The 20,151-nt window shown below is 65.0% G+C and carries 16 protein-coding genes and 2 pseudogenes; 8 read left to right on the top strand and 10 right to left on the bottom strand.

Features of this window, described 5'->3' with window-relative positions:
- Positions 1-32: 32 nt before the first annotated feature.
- Both ACP6CK_RS15815 and ACP6CK_RS15810 read left to right on the top strand, forming a co-directional pair.
- Complete coding sequence (locus ACP6CK_RS15815) at positions 33-1,907, top strand: PAS domain S-box protein (RefSeq protein WP_426954258.1); 1,875 nt, start codon at positions 33-35, stop codon at positions 1,905-1,907.
- Positions 1,908-1,975: 68 nt separating this feature from the next.
- A complete protein-coding gene (locus ACP6CK_RS15810) occupies positions 1,976-2,368 on the top strand; it encodes a response regulator (protein WP_426954257.1) in 393 nt (130 codons plus the stop codon).
- Positions 2,369-3,039: 671 nt separating this feature from the next.
- Here the strand turns inward: ACP6CK_RS15810 and ACP6CK_RS15805 are convergent.
- The 5 genes from ACP6CK_RS15805 to ACP6CK_RS15785 form a co-directional block, all read right to left on the bottom strand.
- Positions 3,040-3,570, bottom strand: coding sequence for a hypothetical protein (locus ACP6CK_RS15805; protein ID WP_426954256.1), 531 nt, complete (start codon positions 3,568-3,570; stop codon positions 3,040-3,042).
- 270 nt (positions 3,571-3,840) lie between these two features.
- Positions 3,841-3,996 carry a hypothetical protein gene (locus tag ACP6CK_RS15800; RefSeq protein WP_426954255.1) on the bottom strand — a complete coding sequence of 52 codons (156 nt, stop codon included), beginning with the start codon at positions 3,994-3,996 and terminating at the stop codon, positions 3,841-3,843.
- 753 nt (positions 3,997-4,749) lie between these two features.
- Positions 4,750-5,148 carry a response regulator gene (locus ACP6CK_RS15795; protein ID WP_426954254.1) on the bottom strand — a complete coding sequence of 133 codons (399 nt, stop codon included), beginning with the start codon at positions 5,146-5,148 and terminating at the stop codon, positions 4,750-4,752.
- On the bottom strand, positions 5,145-5,384 hold the full coding sequence (locus ACP6CK_RS15790) for a DUF3126 family protein (protein WP_426959923.1): 240 nt from the start codon (positions 5,382-5,384) through the stop codon (positions 5,145-5,147). The genes ACP6CK_RS15795 and ACP6CK_RS15790 overlap by 4 nt, the downstream gene beginning before the upstream one ends.
- A 217-nt stretch (positions 5,385-5,601) precedes the next feature.
- Complete coding sequence (locus ACP6CK_RS15785; protein ID WP_426954253.1) at positions 5,602-5,787, bottom strand: hypothetical protein; 186 nt, start codon at positions 5,785-5,787, stop codon at positions 5,602-5,604.
- 313 nt (positions 5,788-6,100) lie between these two features.
- On the opposite strand from ACP6CK_RS15785, the gene ACP6CK_RS15780 reads away from it, so the two are divergent.
- Positions 6,101-6,307, top strand: coding sequence for a cold-shock protein (locus tag ACP6CK_RS15780; protein WP_426954252.1), 207 nt, complete (start codon positions 6,101-6,103; stop codon positions 6,305-6,307).
- Between the two features lie 571 nt (positions 6,308-6,878).
- On the opposite strand, the gene ACP6CK_RS15775 is transcribed toward ACP6CK_RS15780, so the two are convergent.
- The 3 genes from ACP6CK_RS15775 to ACP6CK_RS15765 all read right to left on the bottom strand — a co-directional run bounded on the left by ACP6CK_RS15775 (position 6,879) and on the right by ACP6CK_RS15765 (position 9,802).
- Positions 6,879-7,253 carry a DUF374 domain-containing protein gene (locus tag ACP6CK_RS15775; RefSeq protein WP_426954251.1) on the bottom strand — a complete coding sequence of 125 codons (375 nt, stop codon included), beginning with the start codon at positions 7,251-7,253 and terminating at the stop codon, positions 6,879-6,881.
- A gap of 524 nt (positions 7,254-7,777) precedes the next feature.
- A complete protein-coding gene (locus tag ACP6CK_RS15770) occupies positions 7,778-8,101 on the bottom strand; it encodes a DUF1488 family protein (RefSeq protein ID WP_426954250.1) in 324 nt (107 codons plus the stop codon).
- A 1,461-nt stretch (positions 8,102-9,562) separates the two neighbouring features.
- A complete protein-coding gene (locus ACP6CK_RS15765) occupies positions 9,563-9,802 on the bottom strand; it encodes a hypothetical protein (protein WP_426954249.1) in 240 nt (79 codons plus the stop codon).
- An 870-nt stretch (positions 9,803-10,672) separates the two neighbouring features.
- On the opposite strand from ACP6CK_RS15765, the gene ACP6CK_RS15760 reads away from it, so the two are divergent.
- Together ACP6CK_RS15760 and hflX are read left to right on the top strand one after the other, a co-directional pair.
- Positions 10,673-13,525 carry a beta strand repeat-containing protein gene (locus tag ACP6CK_RS15760; protein ID WP_426954248.1) on the top strand — a complete coding sequence of 951 codons (2,853 nt, stop codon included), beginning with the start codon at positions 10,673-10,675 and terminating at the stop codon, positions 13,523-13,525.
- A 628-nt stretch (positions 13,526-14,153) separates the two neighbouring features.
- Positions 14,154-15,506: a GTPase HflX gene (gene hflX / locus ACP6CK_RS15755; protein WP_426954247.1), complete on the top strand. Its 1,353-nt coding sequence runs from the start codon at positions 14,154-14,156 to the stop codon at positions 15,504-15,506.
- A 12-nt stretch (positions 15,507-15,518) separates the two neighbouring features.
- Here hflX and ACP6CK_RS15750 read toward each other — a convergent pair.
- Positions 15,519-15,813, bottom strand: a pseudogene (locus ACP6CK_RS15750) (transposase); the annotation flags it as partial.
- 121 nt (positions 15,814-15,934) lie between these two features.
- Between ACP6CK_RS15750 and istA the strand changes: the two are divergent.
- From istA to ACP6CK_RS15735, 3 genes and pseudogenes are all read left to right on the top strand, one after another.
- A pseudogene (gene istA, locus ACP6CK_RS15745) lies at positions 15,935-17,100 on the top strand (IS21 family transposase).
- The gene (gene istB, locus ACP6CK_RS15740) at positions 17,097-18,134 is read left to right on the top strand and encodes an IS21-like element helper ATPase IstB (protein ID WP_426954246.1); all 1,038 of its coding nucleotides are present in this window, start codon (positions 17,097-17,099) and stop codon (positions 18,132-18,134) included. Before istA ends, istB begins: the two are co-directional and overlap by 4 nt.
- The gene (locus ACP6CK_RS15735; protein ID WP_426954245.1) at positions 18,131-18,517 is read left to right on the top strand and encodes a DDE-type integrase/transposase/recombinase; all 387 of its coding nucleotides are present in this window, start codon (positions 18,131-18,133) and stop codon (positions 18,515-18,517) included. Before istB ends, ACP6CK_RS15735 begins: the two co-directional genes overlap by 4 nt.
- An 867-nt stretch (positions 18,518-19,384) precedes the next feature.
- Here ACP6CK_RS15735 and ACP6CK_RS15730 read toward each other — a convergent pair.
- A complete protein-coding gene (locus ACP6CK_RS15730; RefSeq protein ID WP_426954244.1) occupies positions 19,385-19,621 on the bottom strand; it encodes a hypothetical protein in 237 nt (78 codons plus the stop codon).
- Positions 19,622-20,151: the final 530 nt, after the last annotated feature.

Here is a 20,151-nt window from a genome sequence, read left to right as displayed (position 1 = left end):
TCGCATTGAGGTCGCCAGCAATGGGACCTCCGATGCCAGACGATCAGTACAAGGTGAAACCACAGCAGATTCTCGCAGACTTCGGCGAGTTTGCCCTGCGCTCTGACGACTTGGACAGGATCCTGGCCGAGGCTTGCCGCCTCGTGGGGGAGGCAACGGGAACCGCGCGCGCCAAGGTCCTGGAAATCCTCCACGCGGAACGGCAGCTCTTCGTCCGAGCCGGGGTCGGCTGGGATCCCGGCATCGTCGGCCATCTCTGCATCCCCATGGAGGAGCACTCCTCCGAGACTTTCGCCATCGAGGCGGGCGAGCCGGTCGTCTCCCAGAACATCCGCAAGGAGGACCGCTTCGGCGTCCCGCCTTTCATGAGGGATGCCGGGGTGGTTGCCCTGGTGAACGTGCCCATCTTCCTGCCCGGCGGACGCGCCTACGGGCTGTTGCAAGTGGACGACACCGAGCCACGGGACTTCGGCGACGACGAGATTCAGTTCCTGCGCACCTACGCCACCATCCTCGGCCCGGTGATCGACCGGTTGCTCCTGACCCGCGCCCTGCGCTCGACCGAGGAGCGGTTCCGCCTCACGGTAGAGGCGGCCCTCGACTACGCCATCTACCTGACCGACCCGCAGGACCAGATCACCGACTGGCTGCCCGGGGCCGAGGCTGTTTTCGGCTGGACGGCCGCGGAGGCGATTGGTCAGCCCAGCGCCATGATCTTCACGCCTGAGGACCGGGAGAAGGCGCAGGACAAGTGGGAGATCGAGATGGCCAGCAGCGAGGGTGTCGCACCCGACGTGCGCTGGCACGTCTGCAAGGACGGCAAGAGGGTCTTCATCGAGGGCTCCACCCGCGCGCTCCGCGACCAGGACGGCATGCTGCTCGGCTTCCTCAAGATCGGCCAGGACGTCACCGAGCGCCGCGCGGGTGAGAAGCGGCTTCAGGAAAGCGAGGAGCGCTTCCGCCAGTTCGGGGATGCGTCCTCGGACCTCATCTGGATGCGCGACGCCGAGACCCTGCAGTTCGAGTACCTCAGCCTGGCCTTCGAGAGGATCTACGGCGAGAGGCGGGAGGAGGTCATGAGCGGAGACACGCTCCAGCGCTGGGCGGACCTGATCCATCCCGAGGATCGGGAGCGGGCACTCTCCATGATTCATCAGGTTCGCGCCGGTGAGCGGGTTCTGAACGCCTTCCGGATCATCCGACCTTCCGACGGGGAGACCCGCTGGATCGAGAATACGGATTTCCCTCTCTTCGACAGCACGGGGCGCGTGCAGCGCGTGGCAGGGATCGCCAAGGACGTGACCGAAGCGAAGCTGGGCGCCGCCCGGCTGGAAGTGCTGGTGAACGAATTGCAGCACCGCAGCCGCAACCTGCTGGGCGTTGTCGCCTCGGTCGCCTCCAAAACCCTCGGCGCGGAGGGGGCAGCGGCCGACTTCCAGGCCCGGCTGAGTGCCCTCAGTCGGGCCCAGGGCCTGCTCAGCCAGTTTGGTAGCGACACCGCCGAGGTTGGTGCCCTGGTCCGGGCGGAGCTGGAGGCGCACACGGAGGTCGGTCCGCCGAAGGTGGCCGTCGCCGGTCCCAAGGTGCTCCTGACGGCCCGCCAAGTGCAGAACTTCTCCCTCGCGCTGCACGAGCTGACCACCAATGCCGTGAAGTACGGCGCCCTGCGGGACAGCAAGGGGCAGCTCTCCGTGACCTGGACGGTGGACCGGGACGAGAAGGGGCAGCGCCGCCTGACCCTGGACTGGACGGAGAGCGGCGTGGATGTCCCGCCGGGGACGGAGACCCGGCGGGGCTACGGCCGTCAGCTGATCGAGCAGGCGCTCTCCTATGCCCTCCGGGCCAGGACAGAGTTCGTGCTGGGGGAGGATGGCGTGCGATGCCGCATTCGGCTTCCTCTCCTATGATCCCGTCCGCTGCGCCTGCCGTGCTTTATCGCTGCCTCCACTCATCCCGCTCTTCCACCTGAGGTCCCATGCCCGAAGCCACTGGTTCGTTGGTGGGCCGCCGCATCCTGCTGGTCGAGGATGAGTACCTGATCGTGGAGGCCATGGAGGGATGGCTGAGCCAGGCGGGCGCCATCGTCCTGGGGCCCGCTCCCAGCGTGGAGGACGCACTCCGCATTATCGCGAACGAGGTGGACGGATTGGATGGGGCGGTGCTGGACGTGAATCTAGGCGATGGGGAGACGGCCTACCCCATCGCGGACAGGCTGGCCCAGCTCGGGGTCCCTTACCTGTTCGCGACCGGCGACGTGCGGATCTCCGACAACCCGGCCCACCGTGGTCGGCCGCGCTTGGAAAAGCCGGTTTCGCGTGCCGAGTTGCTCAGGGCGGTTGCGAGGCTCCTGGTGACTCACCCGGCGTGACACGCACGACAACGCAGGACTCGTCACGGCTGACTGGTCTTGGCTGGCGGCCCCACCAGGGACGAAATAGCCGCCAATGTCGTTAACGTCACCGAGGATAGCCGGTGCTGCTGCTCGGCGCGCCAGGACCGGTACGTCGCGGTGCCAATCGCCGTGCACGCTTCGCCAAGAAGGCGGCCCCGCCAGCGGAACCGGCAGCGCCTCGGCGTGGAGCACCTCCGCCCGGATGCCGGTGAGCCCGGACGACACCGGCACGGCAGCTGCCCCGTGCGCGGCCATATGCGAACCACCCTGGGCCGGCCGCGGCAGGCGCCGTAGTACGAGGCCAAGCACGAGGCCGACGCCGCAGACCAAGAGCCAGGGGGGGGAAGGAAGACGGGAACCAGGAGCGCCAGGCCGTATCGCGCGGTCCCGAGCGCATGGGCCTGTGGCGGCCGGCAGGCCGCCTCCCACGCGATGACGCCGAAACAGGCGATCAGCGGCGCAGCCATCTACAAGAGGATGCCCAGGGCCGGCCGCCGAGCCGGCAGAATCACCTCAAGGATGGTCAGCACGATGGCTGCGCCGGCAGCCATCGCGATCGTCGCAGCAGGGCCGATCACCATGCTCTTAGAATGCCCCGCCCCGATGCCTCTCCGCGATCGCCTGCCGCATGGTCGACCGGCACGTGGTTAGCCTGCCTCGTCAGGGCGCTTGGTGTCCCTGCCGTCCGCCGGACGCCCCCAACCGAGGACGACGTTGTCTCCGAAGTTGTAGTCTCCGATCTCGCGTTTTACGATCCGGCCGGTGCGCTTCCCATCCTGCCCAGGGAAGGGGAAGTAGGGCTCCATGGCCCAGACGAAGCCACCGGACTGCTCGAAGATGACGTTCATGTGGGCGAAGCCGGTGATGTGCTTGAAGGCGATGCAGACCGGGGTGGAGCCGAGCGGCAGGCTGTAGAGATCAGGATCCGGCGTCGGCCAGAGGCAAGTCGACATCTTGAGCCGCGTGTCGTTGCACCATGAGTTGACCATGTATTCGGGCCGCATTGCGCCGTTGTCGTCGATGCTGCGCCAGTACTCCTTCATGATCGTCTTCTGGTCCCAGACCGGGCGTCCACCGCGCATGGCCTTCAGCCACCAGGAGAGGCAGGCCGCCCAGCAGGCATTGCCGTGCAGTTGTCCCTGGGCCGGCAGCCCCGCCCAGTTCGTGATGGCGCTCATGATGGAAAGTCCCGGAAGCGGCGCATTGGCGCGCCGGCTGGCCTGGCTTGTGCCGCGCCTTGCACGGCTCCGACAACGAAAGCTGTGTCTTACGCGTCAGAGAACCCGTCTCGTCCGTCGTGTGCACCTTCCGGCCCGATGTTCGTTTTGGAGAGAAGTGCGCTTACCCGCCCCGACACGGCTGCGAGGCAACCGCCGGCTACCTGTCCGTACCCAACGACGGTCGTCGGTCGGTGTTGAACAGCCGCGGACCCAGGCCGGATGATGCGATCAGCTCGCGATGCCAAAGTTAACCCAGCTGGCTTCCTCGGCTTCATCGATCGCGGCTCCTGCCTTGTCCTCCATCAGGCGGTGCTTCTCGCCGAGCAGGCCCTCCAGGTACGGCACGCCCTGGCCCCTCTCATGGAGCAGCATGAAGACCTGCACGACAGCCAACACCCTGTAGCTTGGCTTTCAACGTACGGTGGTGAGATACGACGTGGCAGGTCTCCTCCATGTTGGGTTGTCGCTGCGGCTGCAGATGCGCCGGCTATATCGTTGGTCTCTGGCCCTCGATCATCTGGTCGTTGTACGGCGCGATCCGTGGTTCCTCATTGGGGTCGAGGGACAGGCCCCTGGGTCATGGGACTGCTCCCGCATCGGAGCGCCGTCCGGGGCTGCTGAGGCCCGCTCTTGCCCTCCAGCACCGTCTCCTGACCCATGAACGCCTGCCAGCGCAGTATGGCCACGTCCACATAGGCCGGTGCAACTCGACGGCTTGACAGGCACAGCCCGACCGCTCGGCGACGATGACCGTGGTCCGTGGCCCGGAGAACGGCTCGTTGGCCCCCTGTCGTGGGAGGAACTGTCTCCGATGGGCCGGCGCATGCAGTTCCCCGGCTTCGGGATGCCGTGCATGATATCGGTGCCCAAGTCGTAGGACGGAATAGACCACAACGTCGCCCGCTTCCGGTCGCCCGACCAGTAGCCCTTGCTGCGGTCCCTGACCGCGTACCAGCACGGTTCGCGCTGCCAGTGGCCGCGTCTCGAGAATCGAGACCGCAATGCGGGCCTGAAGTGCTTCGCAAATCTTGGAACGTCGCGCCGCTCTACAACCACCTCAAGCGTCGCGCCATCCGGAAGTTCCTTCCACGGGTATCGCGTCGTCAAGTCTCCGATGCGAAGATCAACGAGCAGCCCTCAAGAGTTGGTCGAGGTCCTGCCCATGATCCCGGCGAGGCAGGCCACCACCTCCCCGGGCCGGTAGGGTTTGGTGATGACGGGCGCATTCTCGTGCCGCCCCTTGTTGACGTCGGATGGTGCGAGCCCCGTCGCGAACACGAAGGGCACGCTCAACTCGGCGAGGCGATCGGCCACCGGGAGCGCCGATTGGCCATCGGCGAGGCTGTAGTCGATCACAGCCGCATCGATCCCGCCTTCCGACATGGCCGTCGTAAGCGCCGATAAAGCCTCCGCTACTCGCGCGGCCTGGACGACAACCCCCGCTCCCGCGATCATCAGTGCGTCTTCTAGCAGGAAGGTGATGAGCGGCTCATCCTCGACCACGAGAATGCGGCGTCCTGCTAAATCCGATGTCATCGCGAACTCCTCGGCTTAGTTGCTGACGGCGCCGGGGCGGAGTGGGCGGCAGGGGGCAGGTCCTCCTCGAGGATGGTGAGGTGCACGGCGTAGGACACCTCGCCGTCCTCGGCATCACGATGAAGCGTGCCAATCACCTCTTCCCCGGCCGCAACCTCAACGCTCATTCCAGCCCGTCTTGCGGGAATGACGCTGATGCGGTCCGTTCCTAGCAGCCGACGCAGGTAGGCCTGCACACGCTCGGTCTCGGATCTCGTCAAGCTTCAACAACTCCCCCGGGCTATGCCCCATCACGATTGCCACGCGAGAACGAACGAGCCAACATGAAGTCGGCCGGCATTTGGTCGGACCGGACACGCCTTACTTGGCTCCACAGACCATGGCGGCGGGCCGAGGCTCTGCTCGGAGTGCTGCCGTCCTTGCTGCGGAGATGGGCGTTGCGGGCTTGTAGCTTCAACCCGCCAACTTGACCGCCGAGAAGTGCGGGCGAAAGACGTTGCCGTCCTTGTCCTTTACCTCAACCCGGATGCCGCGGAGCGTTGGCACCGTTCTGACGACCGTCCCACGCCGCTTGGTATTAACCCCTGCGCCGGTGGTAACAAAGCGGACGATCGCGCCACGCTTGAACGTGTTGGACAAAGGCCTTGCTCCTGCAAACGAACGCACGACACATAGTGGGGTATGCCCAAAGCGCCAAGCGCCGGCTCTTGATGCGGTGCTCACAAGGCCCTGCGGCGTTTCGTTTGTCACTCAATGCAATCTGCCCTCAATCGGGAATTTTGATTGCACCCGGCGCTGCCCTCATCCATACGCAGCGGCTCAGTCCCTTCCAGTTCGGCCTGCTCTCCTTCGCTCGTCGCTGAGCGCCGAGCCCGGCGCCCGTTCTTCTTCGGTCATCGATACGGCTCATACTTCACGGGTGCGATCCCAGACGCAAAAGGAATAACCGGCCATGGCACTCGGCGCCGTGAAGTGGTTCAATGGTACCAGGAGCTTCGGCGTCATTCAGCCGGATGATGGATCGAAGAACGTCTTCGTTCACGTGTCTGCAGTGCAGAGTGCTGGCACCCACGAGTTCCGCGAGGGCAACAAGCTCCAGCGCGGGTTTCAGCGCGAAGGTCAGGGCCGTATGCCCGCGGGCAATCTCAAGGTCGCTTGACCCTGTACTCTAGTTTGGAGTCGGTGGGAGCGGCTCGGCTGCTTAGCGACAGGTCCCGCAGGATCCATGCTGATCGTCCCTCTGGTGCAGATTCTCCGCCCGATGAATCTGCGTCGCAACGAAGTAGGAGAAGCTCCATGGCACGACATCGCTTTGAAGTTGGCCAAAGTATCGAAGTGTTCGCAGGAAGTTCAGCGCCTCGGGAAGCAACGGGCAGTTATACCGTCGTCCGAACCCTTCCGAACGATGGCTTGGATCGCGAGTACCGGGTCCGGCACAACCTGAATGGCCACGAACGAGTTGTCTGCGAAAGTCAAATACGGCTCGGGGATATGGCTCTCCTCGGCAAGAACATGCCGCTTCCGTCTTCATGACGTTTCGGAATCCGCCTCTGCGTTTGCATTCGCGGGAATGAGACCTACAGGTCGGGCTGAGGAGCAGCGGGCGCTAGCGGCCGCGCACCACTGACCGCCGCGATGATGTACCTCATGGGGTTTGTGCCGAGTCTTGTGTTTGGCTTGGGGTTGTAGATCCCTCTCTCCGACTTGGCATGGGGAGCTCGGCGGTCAAGTCAGTGCTCACGTTGATAGCTTGTGATCACAACGCGGCTATCGCGGTCGGATCCTGTCCCTCGGGTTGGATCGGCTGCCCGAAGACGACGCAGCGTACTAGGGAAGGCGGGAGCACCATCCGGTCCCATTTGCCTAGGCGTCGGTTTGGCGGTGCCGAGGTGCCGCAGGGCACAGTCAGCAATCGCCAGCAGACGCAAGTCTGACAGCACCTTTGGATATGACGCGCCTTGCCTTCTCGGTCCGTCGGGCGCCACCACGGCAACCGTCCCCGCCCGCATAACGCGAAGAAGGAGCAGTGCTACCTCACGTCCGCGCCGTGACGAACTGCCGGCAATCGACTCCAGCCCGTACGGTCCCAAGGCTGCCGAGATCATCGCTCCATTTTTGGCTGTGCGAGGTTAGCACCAGCCCCGGCTAGATCATCGTGCCGGGCCGACGCAACGGCCAGAACCGGCCCCGGGCGAGCGGCATGACCGGGAGACAATCATGCCAGGGCGCGATGACGAAGCCCCCGGATTGCCCGGCCAATAGTCGCAGCGGCTCCGTCCCCATGCATCTCCCGCCCGGCCGTGCGGTGACAAAGGCTGAAATGCGAGTTGGCAGGCCGTCACAGGAGTGGTCTCAGCGAGTGACTTGAAGGAGCTTGGGTAAAGGGCGCCATGCTCGACGTCCACCACCGTTTCGTGGGAGTTAAGTTGGGGCATGCTCCGCACGCGGAAGCGCATGGGCGGAGCGGTAGCAAGCCTTAGGCAGCCGCCCTTCCAAAGAAGGACGGGCGCGCAAAGTCACCTTGATCAGTTCACCTGAGCGCTTCGGCGATTCAAAGTCAAAGCGCCCGCTGGGCACTCCGATTTGGAGATCCGGCCGCATTTGAGCAACACGGACACTTGACCTCGCTTCAGGTCTCCGGCGTTAAAGTTGCAGCCGGGATGGTTAGCTGCGGATCCTCATCGAGGTCATCGGACCAAATATGGAGAACACACCCAGCGCTTGGCGGCCGCCGGAGAAATTTGACATGCGCGGCAGCCGTGATCCGGTCCTGTAGCCGTAGGAACTGGATGAGCAGATCGCGTGGCAGATTCGTGTGGTTCGCGCTCACGTCCTGGATGGCAGCCTTTGAGACGGAGCAGGAAACGCTTGCGCCGTGCTCCTCGATCTCGAAAATGACGCGATCGTGGCTCCAGCGCGGTTCAGCTAGGACGACTGGAAGATTGTCGTTCATGGCGCGATGAGGCCCGATACCGTGAAGAGGGACAGCATGCCTCCGACCAGGATGCAGGCAGGCAGAATGTCCGGAGATGTGGCAAGCCAAACCTCCAGCCAGCCTCGGCTGTGTAGGGGACCGAAGATGGCGGAAAATCCGAACATTTTTCACCCTAGCACAACCTCACCATCGGTGCTGCGCACGTTCCCGGCATGATGGAGCGCGATCGACGTCTCGCCCGACCAGCCAGATTGTCGGCATCACTACGCCCCAGAGCGTGGCAACGCCGATGGTGAGAAGTGCCAAGGCCAGCAGGCCTGCAATCGGCAGGCGTAACCTATCTTCTGTGGGGTGGTCGAAGGCCACGAGGACGATCGCAAGACCGACAGGAACATTACTCAGGGGCAAGAGGACACGGAGCGCGACACCGAGAAGTAAATGGCAACACCAACCAACCCCTTTGTGTCCGGAAGGGAGTGGGCCAGCAGACATAGATCACGCGTCTCAGCGCCTGCAGCACCGGGGTCAGCCGGGCGATCGCAGAGTGCGGGTGAGCGGAACTGACGCGCGGCTCTGCCAGAGAACGAGGAACACGGAAGTCCGGCCCCCCCCGGATCATCTGTAGAGCAGAGATTACGAGGGCTAACCGAATCCAAGAGAGACGACTGGTAGCGGTCCGACCACCCCGAGCAGGATGAGGACTGGCCGAAAGCCCTTTCCTGCAGGTGAGTGGTGAGCCCCGTGAGCGTGACTTCGCCCGGTGCATCCTCTCGCAGCTTCTCCAGCAATCGCGAGGTCGGGACATGTAGGACCGGCATCGGCGCGACGACGTCCTCAGCCGAGCGACTATTGGTGTTCGCTACTCTGTGGAATCGCTGCCCTTGAAAGCACGTCAGTGATCGCCGGTCCTGTGGTTGCTTCGGTCGCCTGGTTGCCGCTGTCCTCATTTCTGCCGCTGCTTACGGCCACTGCCAGCACGAGCGTCCTTCGGGCTTGGCTTGCCGTTGGTGACATTCTTGCCATTCTGAGATGCGCGCCCTGCGTAAAAAAGGGGTGGAGGCTGGCCATGTGCTTGCCTCGTGGGTGGTGGCGTTCGAGGTTCGCATGCGTCGAGCACGCGCCGGCAAGCTGACGATGGGTGGTGAACGCTTGCACCGTGCTGACAATGCCTTGGCGGCAAAGCGCTACGTTGGTGAAAGCTTGTGGCGAGGGCGGGGGAGAGGGGCGCGGAATCAGCGCCGCCTCGCACCGTCACACTTGTAATGGTTGAAGCAGCTGAAGCTTGTTGGTGAAATCGCCCAACTCCCAAGACCCGGAGAAGAACCGCTTACCGGAGATAGCAGATGCCTCTCATCCCGGAATGGAACCGTAACGCTCAGGACGTAAATATCTACGGCACGGGACCCATGACCGCATGCGACTACGGCAGAGAAGCGCCGTTCTGGCGGGGCGCCAGAACGACGGAGCCGGTCTTCGGACCTAAGCAGCGCGAGACTTACGGGCCTTTACTTCCGTCTCGAAGCGAGCTTTCCAGAAGGCCATGTCAGCCTCCCTGCCGAACATGACTCGGACGCCGGTGGCGCCCTTGCTCACCCGGATGCTCCCGCCATTCTGGGTTCTGTGCTCGGCCACCCATTGCTTGAACGTCGAGTCGTCACTGTCATAGCCCGCGAACTCAAGCACCCCGACGACCTGTTCCTGCTTACGCCGCTTAACCATTCTTCAGAATCCTATCGGTAATGGGGAGAGCGCGGACGCGGCATCGCTCAGCGGTCGCCGGTCTTACGGTTGCTCTGGGTCGCGCTGCTGACGCCGCCCTGCTTGCCGCCGCTGCTAGGGCTGCTGCCCACGCGAGCATCCTTCGGGTTAGGCTTGCCACCGTTAGCATTCTGGCCGCCCTGAGGGGCGCGGCCGGCTGGAGGAAGGGGAGGGAGATTGGCCATGGGATACCTCGTCTGTGGTTGTGGCGCTGGTCGCGTGCGTCGGTAACGCCGCGGCACGTGCATGAAGGGTGGCTTTGGACGTTTGAACGGGACGGACGCTGCCTTGGTGCCAAAGCGCCACGGTGGTGAAAGCCTGTGGCGAGGGGCGGGGAGAGGGACCCGGAATCAGCGCCTTCCTGCGCCACATGAACAGAGGTGATTACAACACAATAAATCTCGTGGGCAAAATCGACCAACCCCCAAGCTTGGGAGAAGAGGGGTGCTCCGGCGAGAGAAAGCATGACTTATCCCGAAGTCAAACCCTGAAGCTGCGCACGCAAATACCCGCAGCACGGGCCGCATGGCTGCACTGCCATCAAGGCAGGGAAACTTCGTTTTGTGGAAAGTTGGAGCGGCGAGAGAAGCTGCGCGCAAACTTGCTCTGGGGCGGCAGCAAATCGGGCAACCGTACCATCCTGCAAGGATCTGTAAGTCCTACGATTGCCCATCGTGGCGATAGGTCGGCCAAGGGTTGCGCCATCGGGGATCGGGTGGTTTCGTTCCGCGAAATCCGTCGCCGATTCGTCCTCATCGCGTCTCTCAAGCGTCCCCTCTTGACGGTGGTGTCCCTTCTTCAACGCTCAGCCAGCAAGAATAAGGAGCTTCAATGGCCTTCTCCCCGAGTCCGACGCCCGGCAACGATACCATCACGAGCGACGGCACGGACGGTTTCGTCGACGCCCTCGGTGGTCACGATACCGTTCTGGGCGGCAATGGGCTCGACACGATTCTTGGTAGTACCGGGCATGATGAACTGTCGGGCGCAGTAGGGGCGGACAGCCTCGACGGCGGCGACGACAACGACACCCTGGCGGGCGGCGCCGGGGCCGACGTGCTGATCGGCGGGGCAGGCAACGATACCGCGGACTACTCCGCCTCGCCCAGAGCCACCCTCGGCAGCAGCCTTCGGGTGAGTTTGTTCACCGGGCTGGGCAGTGGCCCCGGCTCCGACGCGGACGGTGACACGCTCTCAGGGATCGAGAACCTCATCGGCTCGGCCTTTGACGACCGGCTTGAGGGAGATGCGAACGCGAACCGTATCGAGGGCGGGCTGGGCGGGGACCGGCTGATTGGGCTGGGCGGCAACGACATACTCCTCGGCGGCGACGGCGCGGACCTCATCAGCGGTGGCGCCGGGGCGGACCTACTCGACGGCGGGGCCGATGACGGCCCGCCGAACGGCCTCGACCTCCTGGATTACCGGACATCCAGCGCGGGGGTGCGGATCAACCTCACCGCCAACACGGCCTCGGGCGGCGACGCCGAGGGTGACGTGATCAGCGGCTTCGAGGGCGTCTACGGATCGAACTTCGGGGATGAGCTGACCGGCACCCTGGGCAGCGACCAATTCGTTGCCGGCAGCGGCGACGACACGATCCGCCCCGTGGGCGGATTCGACTTCATCTCGGACATCGGCGGCGTCGACACCGTGTTCTACGACACGGCTGGCGGAAGCGTCGTCATCGACCTGCAGCAGGGCATTTACACCGTCAACGGCGCGTTCAGCGGGTTCCTGAACGACATCGAGAACCTCGTCGGCTCCGCCTTCGACGACAGCCTGACCGGCGAGGACAGCGTGGCCAACCTGCTCGATGGCGGAGCCGGGGCCGACACGCTGGTCGGCGGCGGCGGGAACGACACGCTGATCGGTGGCGTGGGCTCCGACCGCTTGGATGGCGGGGCGGGGATCGACACCGCCAGCTATGCTACTTCCTCCGGCCGGGTGACCGCGGCCCTGTCGATCCAGCCCCCGACCGATAACGACGCGCTGCACGACACGCTGATCGGGATCGAGAACCTCACGGGCTCGGACTTCAACGACCAACTTGATGGCGACGCCGTGGCCAACATTCTCGATGGCGGTGCCGGGAACGACGCCCTGTACGGGCAGGGCGGAGCCGACACGCTTATCGGCGGTACCGGCCGTGACACAGTCTATTACGACATCGCCAATACCGCGGGCATTACGGTTAACCTAACGCTCGGGACCGGTCTCGGTGGCCAGGCCGAGGGTGATGTGCTGATCGGGGTTGAGAATGTGGTCGGAAGCGCCTTTGCCGACCGGCTGATCGGCGACGCGAACGCGAATATCCTGAACGGGGAGGCCGGCGAAGACACGCTGATTGGCGGTGCCGGAGCAGACACGCTCCAGGGTAACACGACCCTCTCAGGGGCGGACGTGGACACGGTGGATTACAGCGCCTCCTTCGCCGCGGTAACGGTCAGCCTTTTGACCGGCACTGGATCGGCTGGCGACGCAGAGGGCGACGTCCTCATCGTCATCGAGAACCTCGTCGGCTCCGGCTTCAACGACGTACTGATCGGGGCAGCCGGTGCAAACAGCCTATTGGGTGGGACCGGCGACGACCTCCTCATCGGAGGCTCTGGCGCAGATGTGCTCGACGGAGGCTTTGGGCCCGACACCGTTTCTTACATCACCTCCACAACCGGGGTGCGCGTCGAGTTAGCCACAGGCTTGGGTCAGAGCGGCGATGCTCAGGGAGATATCCTCCGCAACATTGAGCGCGTGTCAGGCAGCGACTTCGGCGATACCTTTACGGGTGGTGCAGCCGGTGATGTCCTCTTGGGCTTGCTCGGAGACGACCTACTGGCCGGCGGTGACGGAGACGACTTCTTGGTCGGCGGTGGCGGCGCTGACCGTCTGGATGGCGGCAGCGGATTGGACACGGCCAGCTATGCCACGTCGACGATGGCCGTTCTCGTGGATCTCACGACCGGCCTCGGCTCGGGCGGAGAGGCAACCGGCGACACACTGGTCGGCGTTGAGCGGGTGTTCGGATCCCAGTTCGGCGACACCCTTATCGGCGGCGCGAGCAGCGATGTGTTGCTAGGGGATCTCGGTGCCGACCTGCTGCGCGGCGGCGGCGGCGCAGACGTGCTGGTAGGCGGCGCCGGCTTCGACACGGCGGACTACCTCACTTCCGGAGCCGGGGTGGCAGCGCTGCTCGGCGGCGGGACGGCAGCGGGCGGGGATGCCGAGGGCGACGTGTTGCTGGAGGTGGAGGGGCTGATCGGCTCGGCGTTCAACGACGTGCTGGTGGGCGACGCGGGGAGCAATGTGCTGATCGGTGGCGCCGGCAACGATTACGTGCTCGGCCGTGGCGGTGCGGACGTGCTGGTGGGCGGCAGCGGGACGGACCGCTTCGTCTTTGCCGTGTTGACCGACAGCACTCCAGGACCGGGGGTGGATCTGATCGCCGACTTTTCGCGTGGAGAGGGCGACCTGTTCGACTTCTCGCCGCTGCTCGGGGGGTTAAACTACCGGTTCATCGCCAATGCTGGCTTCAGCGGGACCGGGCCAGAACTGCGGTCCGAGGCCATTGGTGGGGGGCGCTTCCTGGTAGAAACCGACGCGGGTGAGGGCACGGCGGACCTGCGGATAGTCGTGCAGACTGTGGACGTCTCGGGCAACCTTGTTGCCTCCGACTTCGTCTTCTGAAGCCCGTATTCTGCACCACATTCCGGGAGGCCGGACCGGGGTGTCGACCGACGCCGAACGACTTGGGCGGGGAAGGTGATCTAAGGCGCCGAGGTGGTCGCCTACCACGAGGCCGGACATGGCACCGGGCAATCGCTGCGTACCAGCGGAGCGGCGGCCGTGTCCTGCACACCGCATAGAGGCTGGGCCAGAATCAGATATCCTGGCCCAAGACGCTCATCTCTGGCCCGATCTTCTGTCTCGGCCCTGTGCTGTTGAGGTGGGCGGGACTTTGGTTCTGCCACTGCCACTGCCACTGCCACTGCCACTGCCACCGCTCCAGCGAACGGGAGAGATGCGCCAACCGCAGGTGAGGCCGACCTGGTGCAGCAGGGTGAGGGACATCGGTGCGGACCTCGCAGCGAGGTGGATGGCTCTGGGGAAGGTCGTCGAGAGGTCAGCTGAAGATCGATGTCGGTATAGGCCGAAGAACAAGTTAAAATTCAGCGCGGGCCCTGCCGAAGTAGTCCTCCCCCCCAGCGCTCCGCCCGTGCTCAAGATGACCGGCAGGCACTTCTCGGCGAAGTGGGCAGACGGGGTGAGATGCGGACGCTCCAATCCTCAGCTCGATTCATGCTATCGCACCCATATGGATACCAAGCTTCCCATCCCGCGTGCCGTCCTTGTCGGGATTCAAACGCCAGAGGTGGATGACGTCGCGCATCACGCCAGCCTTGAGGAGCTGGGCCGTCTCGTGAAGACCCTCGGCTATGAGGTGGTGGGCACGGTATCGCAGCGGCGCGAGGGGACCGGAGCGGCCTCGGTGCTCGGAAGCGGGAAGCTTACGGAACTGGCAGCGCTGACTGGCGGTACTGGTGTGGTTGGCTCCATGGCACCCCCCCCGAGGTCCAATGCGCGGCAGCGCTTCGAGGATCCGGAAGACACGACTCCCACCGCCAAGCCCGAAGCTGACCTAGTTCGCAGACCGGAGTTCGTGATCGTCGATCACGAGCTCTCGCCGAGCCAAATCCGGAACCTGGAGCGAGCAACCGGCGCTCAGGTCCTCGACCGTACTGGCGTCATCGTCGAGATCTTCCATCGCCACGCGAACACCCGTGAGGCGAAGCTGCAGGTGGAGATGGCGCGCCTCAAGTATGTGGCTCCACGCCTGCGGGAGTCCTCGTTTGGTGGCGGGCGGCAACAGGGCCCCGGCGCAGGAGAAACCACCCTCGACCTCGACCGGAGAAAGATCCGTGACCGGCTTGCAGAGCTAAAGGAGCAGCTGGACGCAGTGCAGCGCGATAGTGACCAGCGCCGCGCCGCCCGGCGAGACCAGCTGCGAGTGGCGCTGGTCGGCTACACCAATGCGGGCAAATCCTCCTTAATGCGGGCTCTGACTGGTAGCCAAGTATTGGTGGAGGACAAGCTGTTCGCGACCCTCGACACCACCGTCCGTATCCTTCAGCCGGAAACGCGTCCCCGCGTGCTTATCTCCGACACGGTCGGTTTCATCAAACAGCTGCCCCACGATTTGGTCGCCTCTTTTCGCTCGACGCTCGCGGAAGCACTACAGGCCTCTCTGCTGTTGTTCGTGGTAGACGCATCGGATCCAACTTATGAGGCGCAGCTAGAGGTCAGCCGCAAGGTGTTGCATGAGATCGGAGCGGACGCGGTGCCGTCCCGCTTGGTTCTAAACAAGATGGACAGAGTGGACGTCGAAAGACGGGCTGTCCTGATCGGGAAACATCCGGAAGCAATCCTGCTATCCGCTCATTTGCCCACGGATGTAAGCGCGCTTCGCGCCACCATCATCGCGTTCTTCGAGGCTGAGATGGTGGAGGATGTGTTAGTCATACCCTATGCGAAGCAAGGGCTGATCGGCGAAGTCTATGAAAGTGCACGTGTCCTTTCCGAGAATTACGACGAGGCGGGCCGTGTGCTGAAGGTTCGGGGTCTTCCGGCAGCTATTTCACGACTGCAGAGGAGTCTTGCGTCTCCCTGAGCCTTGCGCCTGCTAGCGCCTGATCCAGTTGAGAGAGGCGGAGGGGCTGAGGACGACGAGGTAGGAGCGGGCGGTTCCCATATCGGGTGGCCACGGCACGCCACTCCTTGAGCCTGGCCCGGAGGCGCTCGACGGGGTTGCGGTTGTTGTAAATCCACTCAGGGCAGGGGAGCGGCTCCTCGTTGCGCTCGGTCGCGATAACGGGGCGGGCACCGAGGGTCCAGGCGTGCTCTCGGAAGGCGTGGCTGCTGTGACCGCGGTCGGCCACCGCCCACCGGGGCACACCGAGCAGCTGATCGTGCAGAGGGTGTAGGAGCCGGGATGAAACTCCCCGGAAGTGCCGACTAAAAAATCCCCAGGTGGCCGGGCAAGCGGTCTGAGGGGTTGGTCCGGTCGGCTGGCCATGGGTCGCCGATGCTGCTGCCGTCCTGGGGGAGGAGCGGCGCCGGTGGTCCGACTGGGAGATCGTGGTGATCCTGGACCTGCACCGGCAGGGGCTGTCGGTGTCCGCCATTGCCCGATGGACCGAGCTCGACCGCAAGACGGTGCGCAAATACGTGGAGCGCGGCCTGGAACCGCCGATTTACGGCCCGCGCCAGCCCCGGGGCACGCTGCTGGATCCGTTCAGCCGGTATTTGCGCGAGCGGTTGGCCGCTTTCCCGGAGTTGACCGGGCGGCGGCTGCACCGCGAGTTGCGCAATCTCGGCTCGGGGGTGGCTACACCCGTCTCACCGACTTCCTGCGAGACATCCGGCCCGCGACGGCCCCTGCCTTCGAGCAGCGCTTCGAGACCGCGCCCGGCCAGCAGGGCCAGGTCGACTTCGCCCAGTTCCGCACCGAGTTCACCGATGAGCCCGGCGTGACGCGTATCGTGTGGCTGTTCTCGCTGGTACTCGGCCACAGCCGGATGCTGTAGGCGCGCTTCGTGGTGCACCAGTATCTGCCGGCGGTGCTGCGCTGCCACGCCATGGCGTTTGAGGCGCTCGGCGGCGTGCCGGCGGAGATCCTGTACGGCCGGATGCGCACCGCGTCACCGGCGAGGCGCCGGCGGGCATCAATTATAATCCGACCCTGCTGGCCTGTGCCCGTCACTACGGCTTCCTGCCCAAGGCGTGCCGTCCCTATCGGCCGCAGAGCAAGGGAAAGGTGGAGCGGCCGTTCCGCTACGTGCGCGAGGACTTCTTCCTCGCGCGCCGCTTCCGCAACCTCGACGACCTCAACGTTCAGCTCCGGCAGTGGCTGGACGAGGTGGCCAACCAGAGGGTGCACGCGACCACTCGGCGGGTCGTGGCCGAGCACTTCGCCGAGGAGCGGCCCAGCCTCGGACCGCTGCTGGCCGGTCGAGATGCAGATGCTGCCCGACACCGTGCAGATCTACGAGTGCGGCCAGCTGATGGCCAGCCATCCGGTGCTCGAGGGACGCGGCGAGCGCCAGCTGGCCAGCGGGTATCGACAGCCGCGACGGCCAGTCGTGCACGAGGTGCATGAAACAGCTGTCAACGCCGACCCGCTCGGGCGAGTGCGTGCCGCGTCGGCCGCTCGCCTTCTATACGCGGTCGGGCAACGCCTGGCCGAGCAGGGAGGCCGTCGATGAGGGAGGACCTGCCCATCCCGGCCACCCTCGAGCGGGTGCGCCGCCACCTGGTCGGCCTACGCATGCCACTCGCCCTCGAGGTGCTCGACCACACCATGCGCCAGATCGAGCGTGGCGAGATCGGCGCGCTGGAGGCCATCGACGGCCTGCTGGCCGAGGGGCTGACGCTGCGCGAGGGGCGCCGGATCAAGGCGGCGCTGCAGATGGCACGCCTGGGCACGATCAAGACCCTGGCGAGCTTCGACTTCTCGTTCCAGCCCTCCCCCCAACCGCATCCTGGCGCTCGCCCAGCTGGACTTCATGGCCGCTACGAAGTCGTCCACCTGCTCGGCCCGCCAGGCACCGGCAAGAGCCACCTCGTCATCGCTCTGGGCGTCGAGGCCGTGCGGGCCGGGCACAGCGTCTATTTCACCTCGCTGGCCGACATCGTCGCCTCGCTCGCCCGTGCCGAGCGGGAGTGGACCCTGCGCGAACGCATCCGCTATCTCTGCCGCGCCGCGCTGCTCATCGTCGACGAGATCGGCTACCTGCCGATCACCGCCGGCAACGGCAACCTGTTCTTTCAGCTGGTCAACGCCCGCTACGAGCGCGGGGCGATGATCCTCACCTCCAACCGCGGCTTTGTCGAATGGGGCGAGGTCTTCGGCGGTGCCGTGGTCGCGGCCGCACTACTGGACCGCCTGCTCCACCACGCCGTCGTCGTGCAGATCGAGGGCACTAGCTACCGGCTCCGCCAGCACGCCGACCTCGTGCCGGACAACCTCCGGCCTCCTCCCCAGCCGCCATCGCCCGGACCCCGCCCCGATGACGCGGCAGGCCCCCGAAGATCTGGAGCCCCAATCCACTCGTCCCCTGATCACCAGTCCCAAACTGGGGAATTTGACTTCGGCACTTCTGCGCACCATTCACCCGGCGTTGACATCGGGCGCCGGGCTCCTGAACCACAAGCGCGTCTACCGCCTGATGCTGCGGGGGCAGTTGCTCCTGCAGCGCCACGGCACCCGGCGGCGATCGGGCCCACGAGGGCACGGTGATCGCCCCGACCTCGAACCTGCGCTGGTCCTCCGACGGGCTGGAGATCCCGTGCTGGAACGGCGAGGTCGTCCGCCTGGCCTTCGCTATCGACACCCACGACCGCGAGGTCATGGCCTGGGTCGCCACCACCGGCGGCATCAGTGGCGAGATGATCCGCGACCTGATGCTGGCCTGCGTCGAGCGCCGGTTCGCTGCCCTCCGGGCGCCCCACCCCTTGCAGTGCCTCGCCGACAGCGGTTCGGCCTACGCCGCCCACGACACGCGCTCTCGCCTGAGGGCGCGATGCCACAATGTTGGCGCAGCCGGAAGATGGTCAGGCGAGTCTTCGGCATGTCGGCCGGGCGCGGGAAAGTGTTTTCTCGTCCGGAATGAGAACCGCTAGCGTTCGCAGGCTGTGGCGGCGTGGATGGGACACGCAGCCCACGGCCCGTAAAGCTTATTCTGGGTTGAGCGGGTCGAGGGTCGGTCGGTTGATGTTTGGAACGCTCCGCTGATCTAGCCGATCTCGAATTCGGCCCGCAGCGCCTCCTAAGGAGCCTTTTGCGCCTGCGGCCGGTTCACGTAGGGCGTGGGCAGCTTCCCGTGGTCCCGCCACGAGTTGACGAGGCGGTGGATCGCCTCGGCACTGCCTCGGCCGTTCCCGCCACGCTCTCCCGATCTCGCCGACTTTCAACCCTCCCGCGTCCGGAAGGCTTCGAAGAGGCCGACGCGACGTTCGCCCCTCAGTCAAGGGTCATCGCCGCGTACCGGCCAGAAAAGCCCGAAGCCAAGGCGGCGGCTCCAATTCAGAAGCATCAGCCGAAGACCGCCATAAGAAAACTGAGCGGCCGAGGAGTTCGCGGGAGCGAGCTATGATCGCCTGGCAATCCCTCATCCGGCGCTCATCGTCCATCAAGTTTGGGCGGTGGATGGTCAAACGCGATGAGCGAACAGTCTGCATCCCCCCCCTGTAGTGAGACGTGTCATCTGCCGCGCTAACCCACATCACTCCGCCTATCACGTTGCGGGTAGGCGAGTTCAGACCTCTCGCATCCAGTGATCTGCCATTCTTGCCTAACCCCTGCAGCCTCCCCCCTTTCTCGGACAAACGGGCGGAGCGGCTATGGCCATGCAATGAAGCGGGACGAGGATCAGGCCGGTCTCGTCAGCGCCGTCCATCTGTCTCATGGCGCCACCCGCGCGGGCTGCACGGCGGCCTGGCGCAATCGGATCTTCGGCTAGAGCTGGTCGGGCCGTGGGTGGGGAAGCGTTAGGGCCGCGGCTGGTCTTCCTGCTGAGCGACCTTCGCCAACTCGCGTGCGAGATGCTGGCGCCCAAGGGCTTGGCTCTGGTGCATGGAGGCGAGGAGTGCCTGGGCGGCGGGCAGCTCCGTCTCTGGCCCTTCCGTCACCAGCTTCACGATCAACGCCTCCTGCTTGCTGATCCGGTCATCTCCCTCTGCGAGATGGCGCTTGGCCTGCTGGAGCGGCGTCTCGTTCGTTTCCATGGCCAAGTCTAAGGCGAAAGCCGAGAGGACCGCTAGCTTAAGCGATAGTCCGCCGCTCTCTTCCAAAATCGTCCGTTCCACCGGGACTTGTCGGGGCGGCTGAGCCTCGTTGGCCCGAGTAGGTCAATCCATGAAGTTGTCGGCCTAGCCGCCGCTGCGGCGAAGTCGTCGGGAAGCGGGAGCCCGGCGTATGGGATGGACCGGCGCAAGGCGCGAGCAGGCAAGGCAACACATCCTTGATCTGGAAGACCGCATCGCCCGGCATGAAGCTATCGTGCGAGCCTTCGAGGCCACCGGCTTTGCCGACGGGGCGCGGGTGGGAAGCGAGGTGGTGAGAGCCTTGAGGCACTCGTTGAGCCTAAGCGAAGCCACCTTCGTTCAGATGGATCGGTCACACGGGCTGCCGCTCACGTCGGACGCTCGGGCGTCATCGCAAGAGGAGCGGCGGCATACACGCGGAGCCCATCCGGCATGCTGGTCCGCCGCTCCGTCATGGCGTTCGTCAGCACCGGTGGGGCGGTAGCACCTTT

Source organism: Muricoccus radiodurans (genome assembly GCF_050154705.1).
GTDB lineage: Bacteria > Pseudomonadota > Alphaproteobacteria > Acetobacterales > Acetobacteraceae > Roseomonas > Roseomonas radiodurans.
The sequence above is the reverse complement of the archived record's forward strand: the minus strand, read 5'-3'. Positions and strand labels throughout refer to the sequence as shown.

Excerpts from the sequence above, each read along its gene's own strand:
- ACP6CK_RS15815 (WP_426954258.1), top strand. The coding sequence starts at position 33 with ATGCCAGACGATCAGTACAAGGTGAAACCACAGCAGATTCTCGCAGAC.
- ACP6CK_RS15810 (WP_426954257.1), top strand. The coding sequence starts at position 1,976 with ATGCCCGAAGCCACTGGTTCGTTGGTGGGCCGCCGCATCCTGCTGGTC.
- ACP6CK_RS15805 (WP_426954256.1), bottom strand. The coding sequence starts at position 3,570 with ATGAGCGCCATCACGAACTGGGCGGGGCTGCCGGCCCAGGGACAACTG.
- ACP6CK_RS15795 (WP_426954254.1), bottom strand. The coding sequence starts at position 5,148 with ATGACATCGGATTTAGCAGGACGCCGCATTCTCGTGGTCGAGGATGAG.
- ACP6CK_RS15780 (WP_426954252.1), top strand. The coding sequence starts at position 6,101 with ATGGCACTCGGCGCCGTGAAGTGGTTCAATGGTACCAGGAGCTTCGGC.
- ACP6CK_RS15775 (WP_426954251.1), bottom strand. The coding sequence starts at position 7,253 with ATGATCTCGGCAGCCTTGGGACCGTACGGGCTGGAGTCGATTGCCGGC.
- ACP6CK_RS15770 (WP_426954250.1), bottom strand. The coding sequence starts at position 8,101 with ATGAACGACAATCTTCCAGTCGTCCTAGCTGAACCGCGCTGGAGCCAC.
- ACP6CK_RS15765 (WP_426954249.1), bottom strand. The coding sequence starts at position 9,802 with ATGGTTAAGCGGCGTAAGCAGGAACAGGTCGTCGGGGTGCTTGAGTTC.
- ACP6CK_RS15760 (WP_426954248.1), top strand. The coding sequence starts at position 10,673 with ATGGCCTTCTCCCCGAGTCCGACGCCCGGCAACGATACCATCACGAGC.
- hflX (WP_426954247.1), top strand. The coding sequence starts at position 14,154 with ATGGATACCAAGCTTCCCATCCCGCGTGCCGTCCTTGTCGGGATTCAA.
- istB (WP_426954246.1), top strand. The coding sequence starts at position 17,097 with ATGAGGGAGGACCTGCCCATCCCGGCCACCCTCGAGCGGGTGCGCCGC.
- ACP6CK_RS15730 (WP_426954244.1), bottom strand. The coding sequence starts at position 19,621 with ATGGAAACGAACGAGACGCCGCTCCAGCAGGCCAAGCGCCATCTCGCA.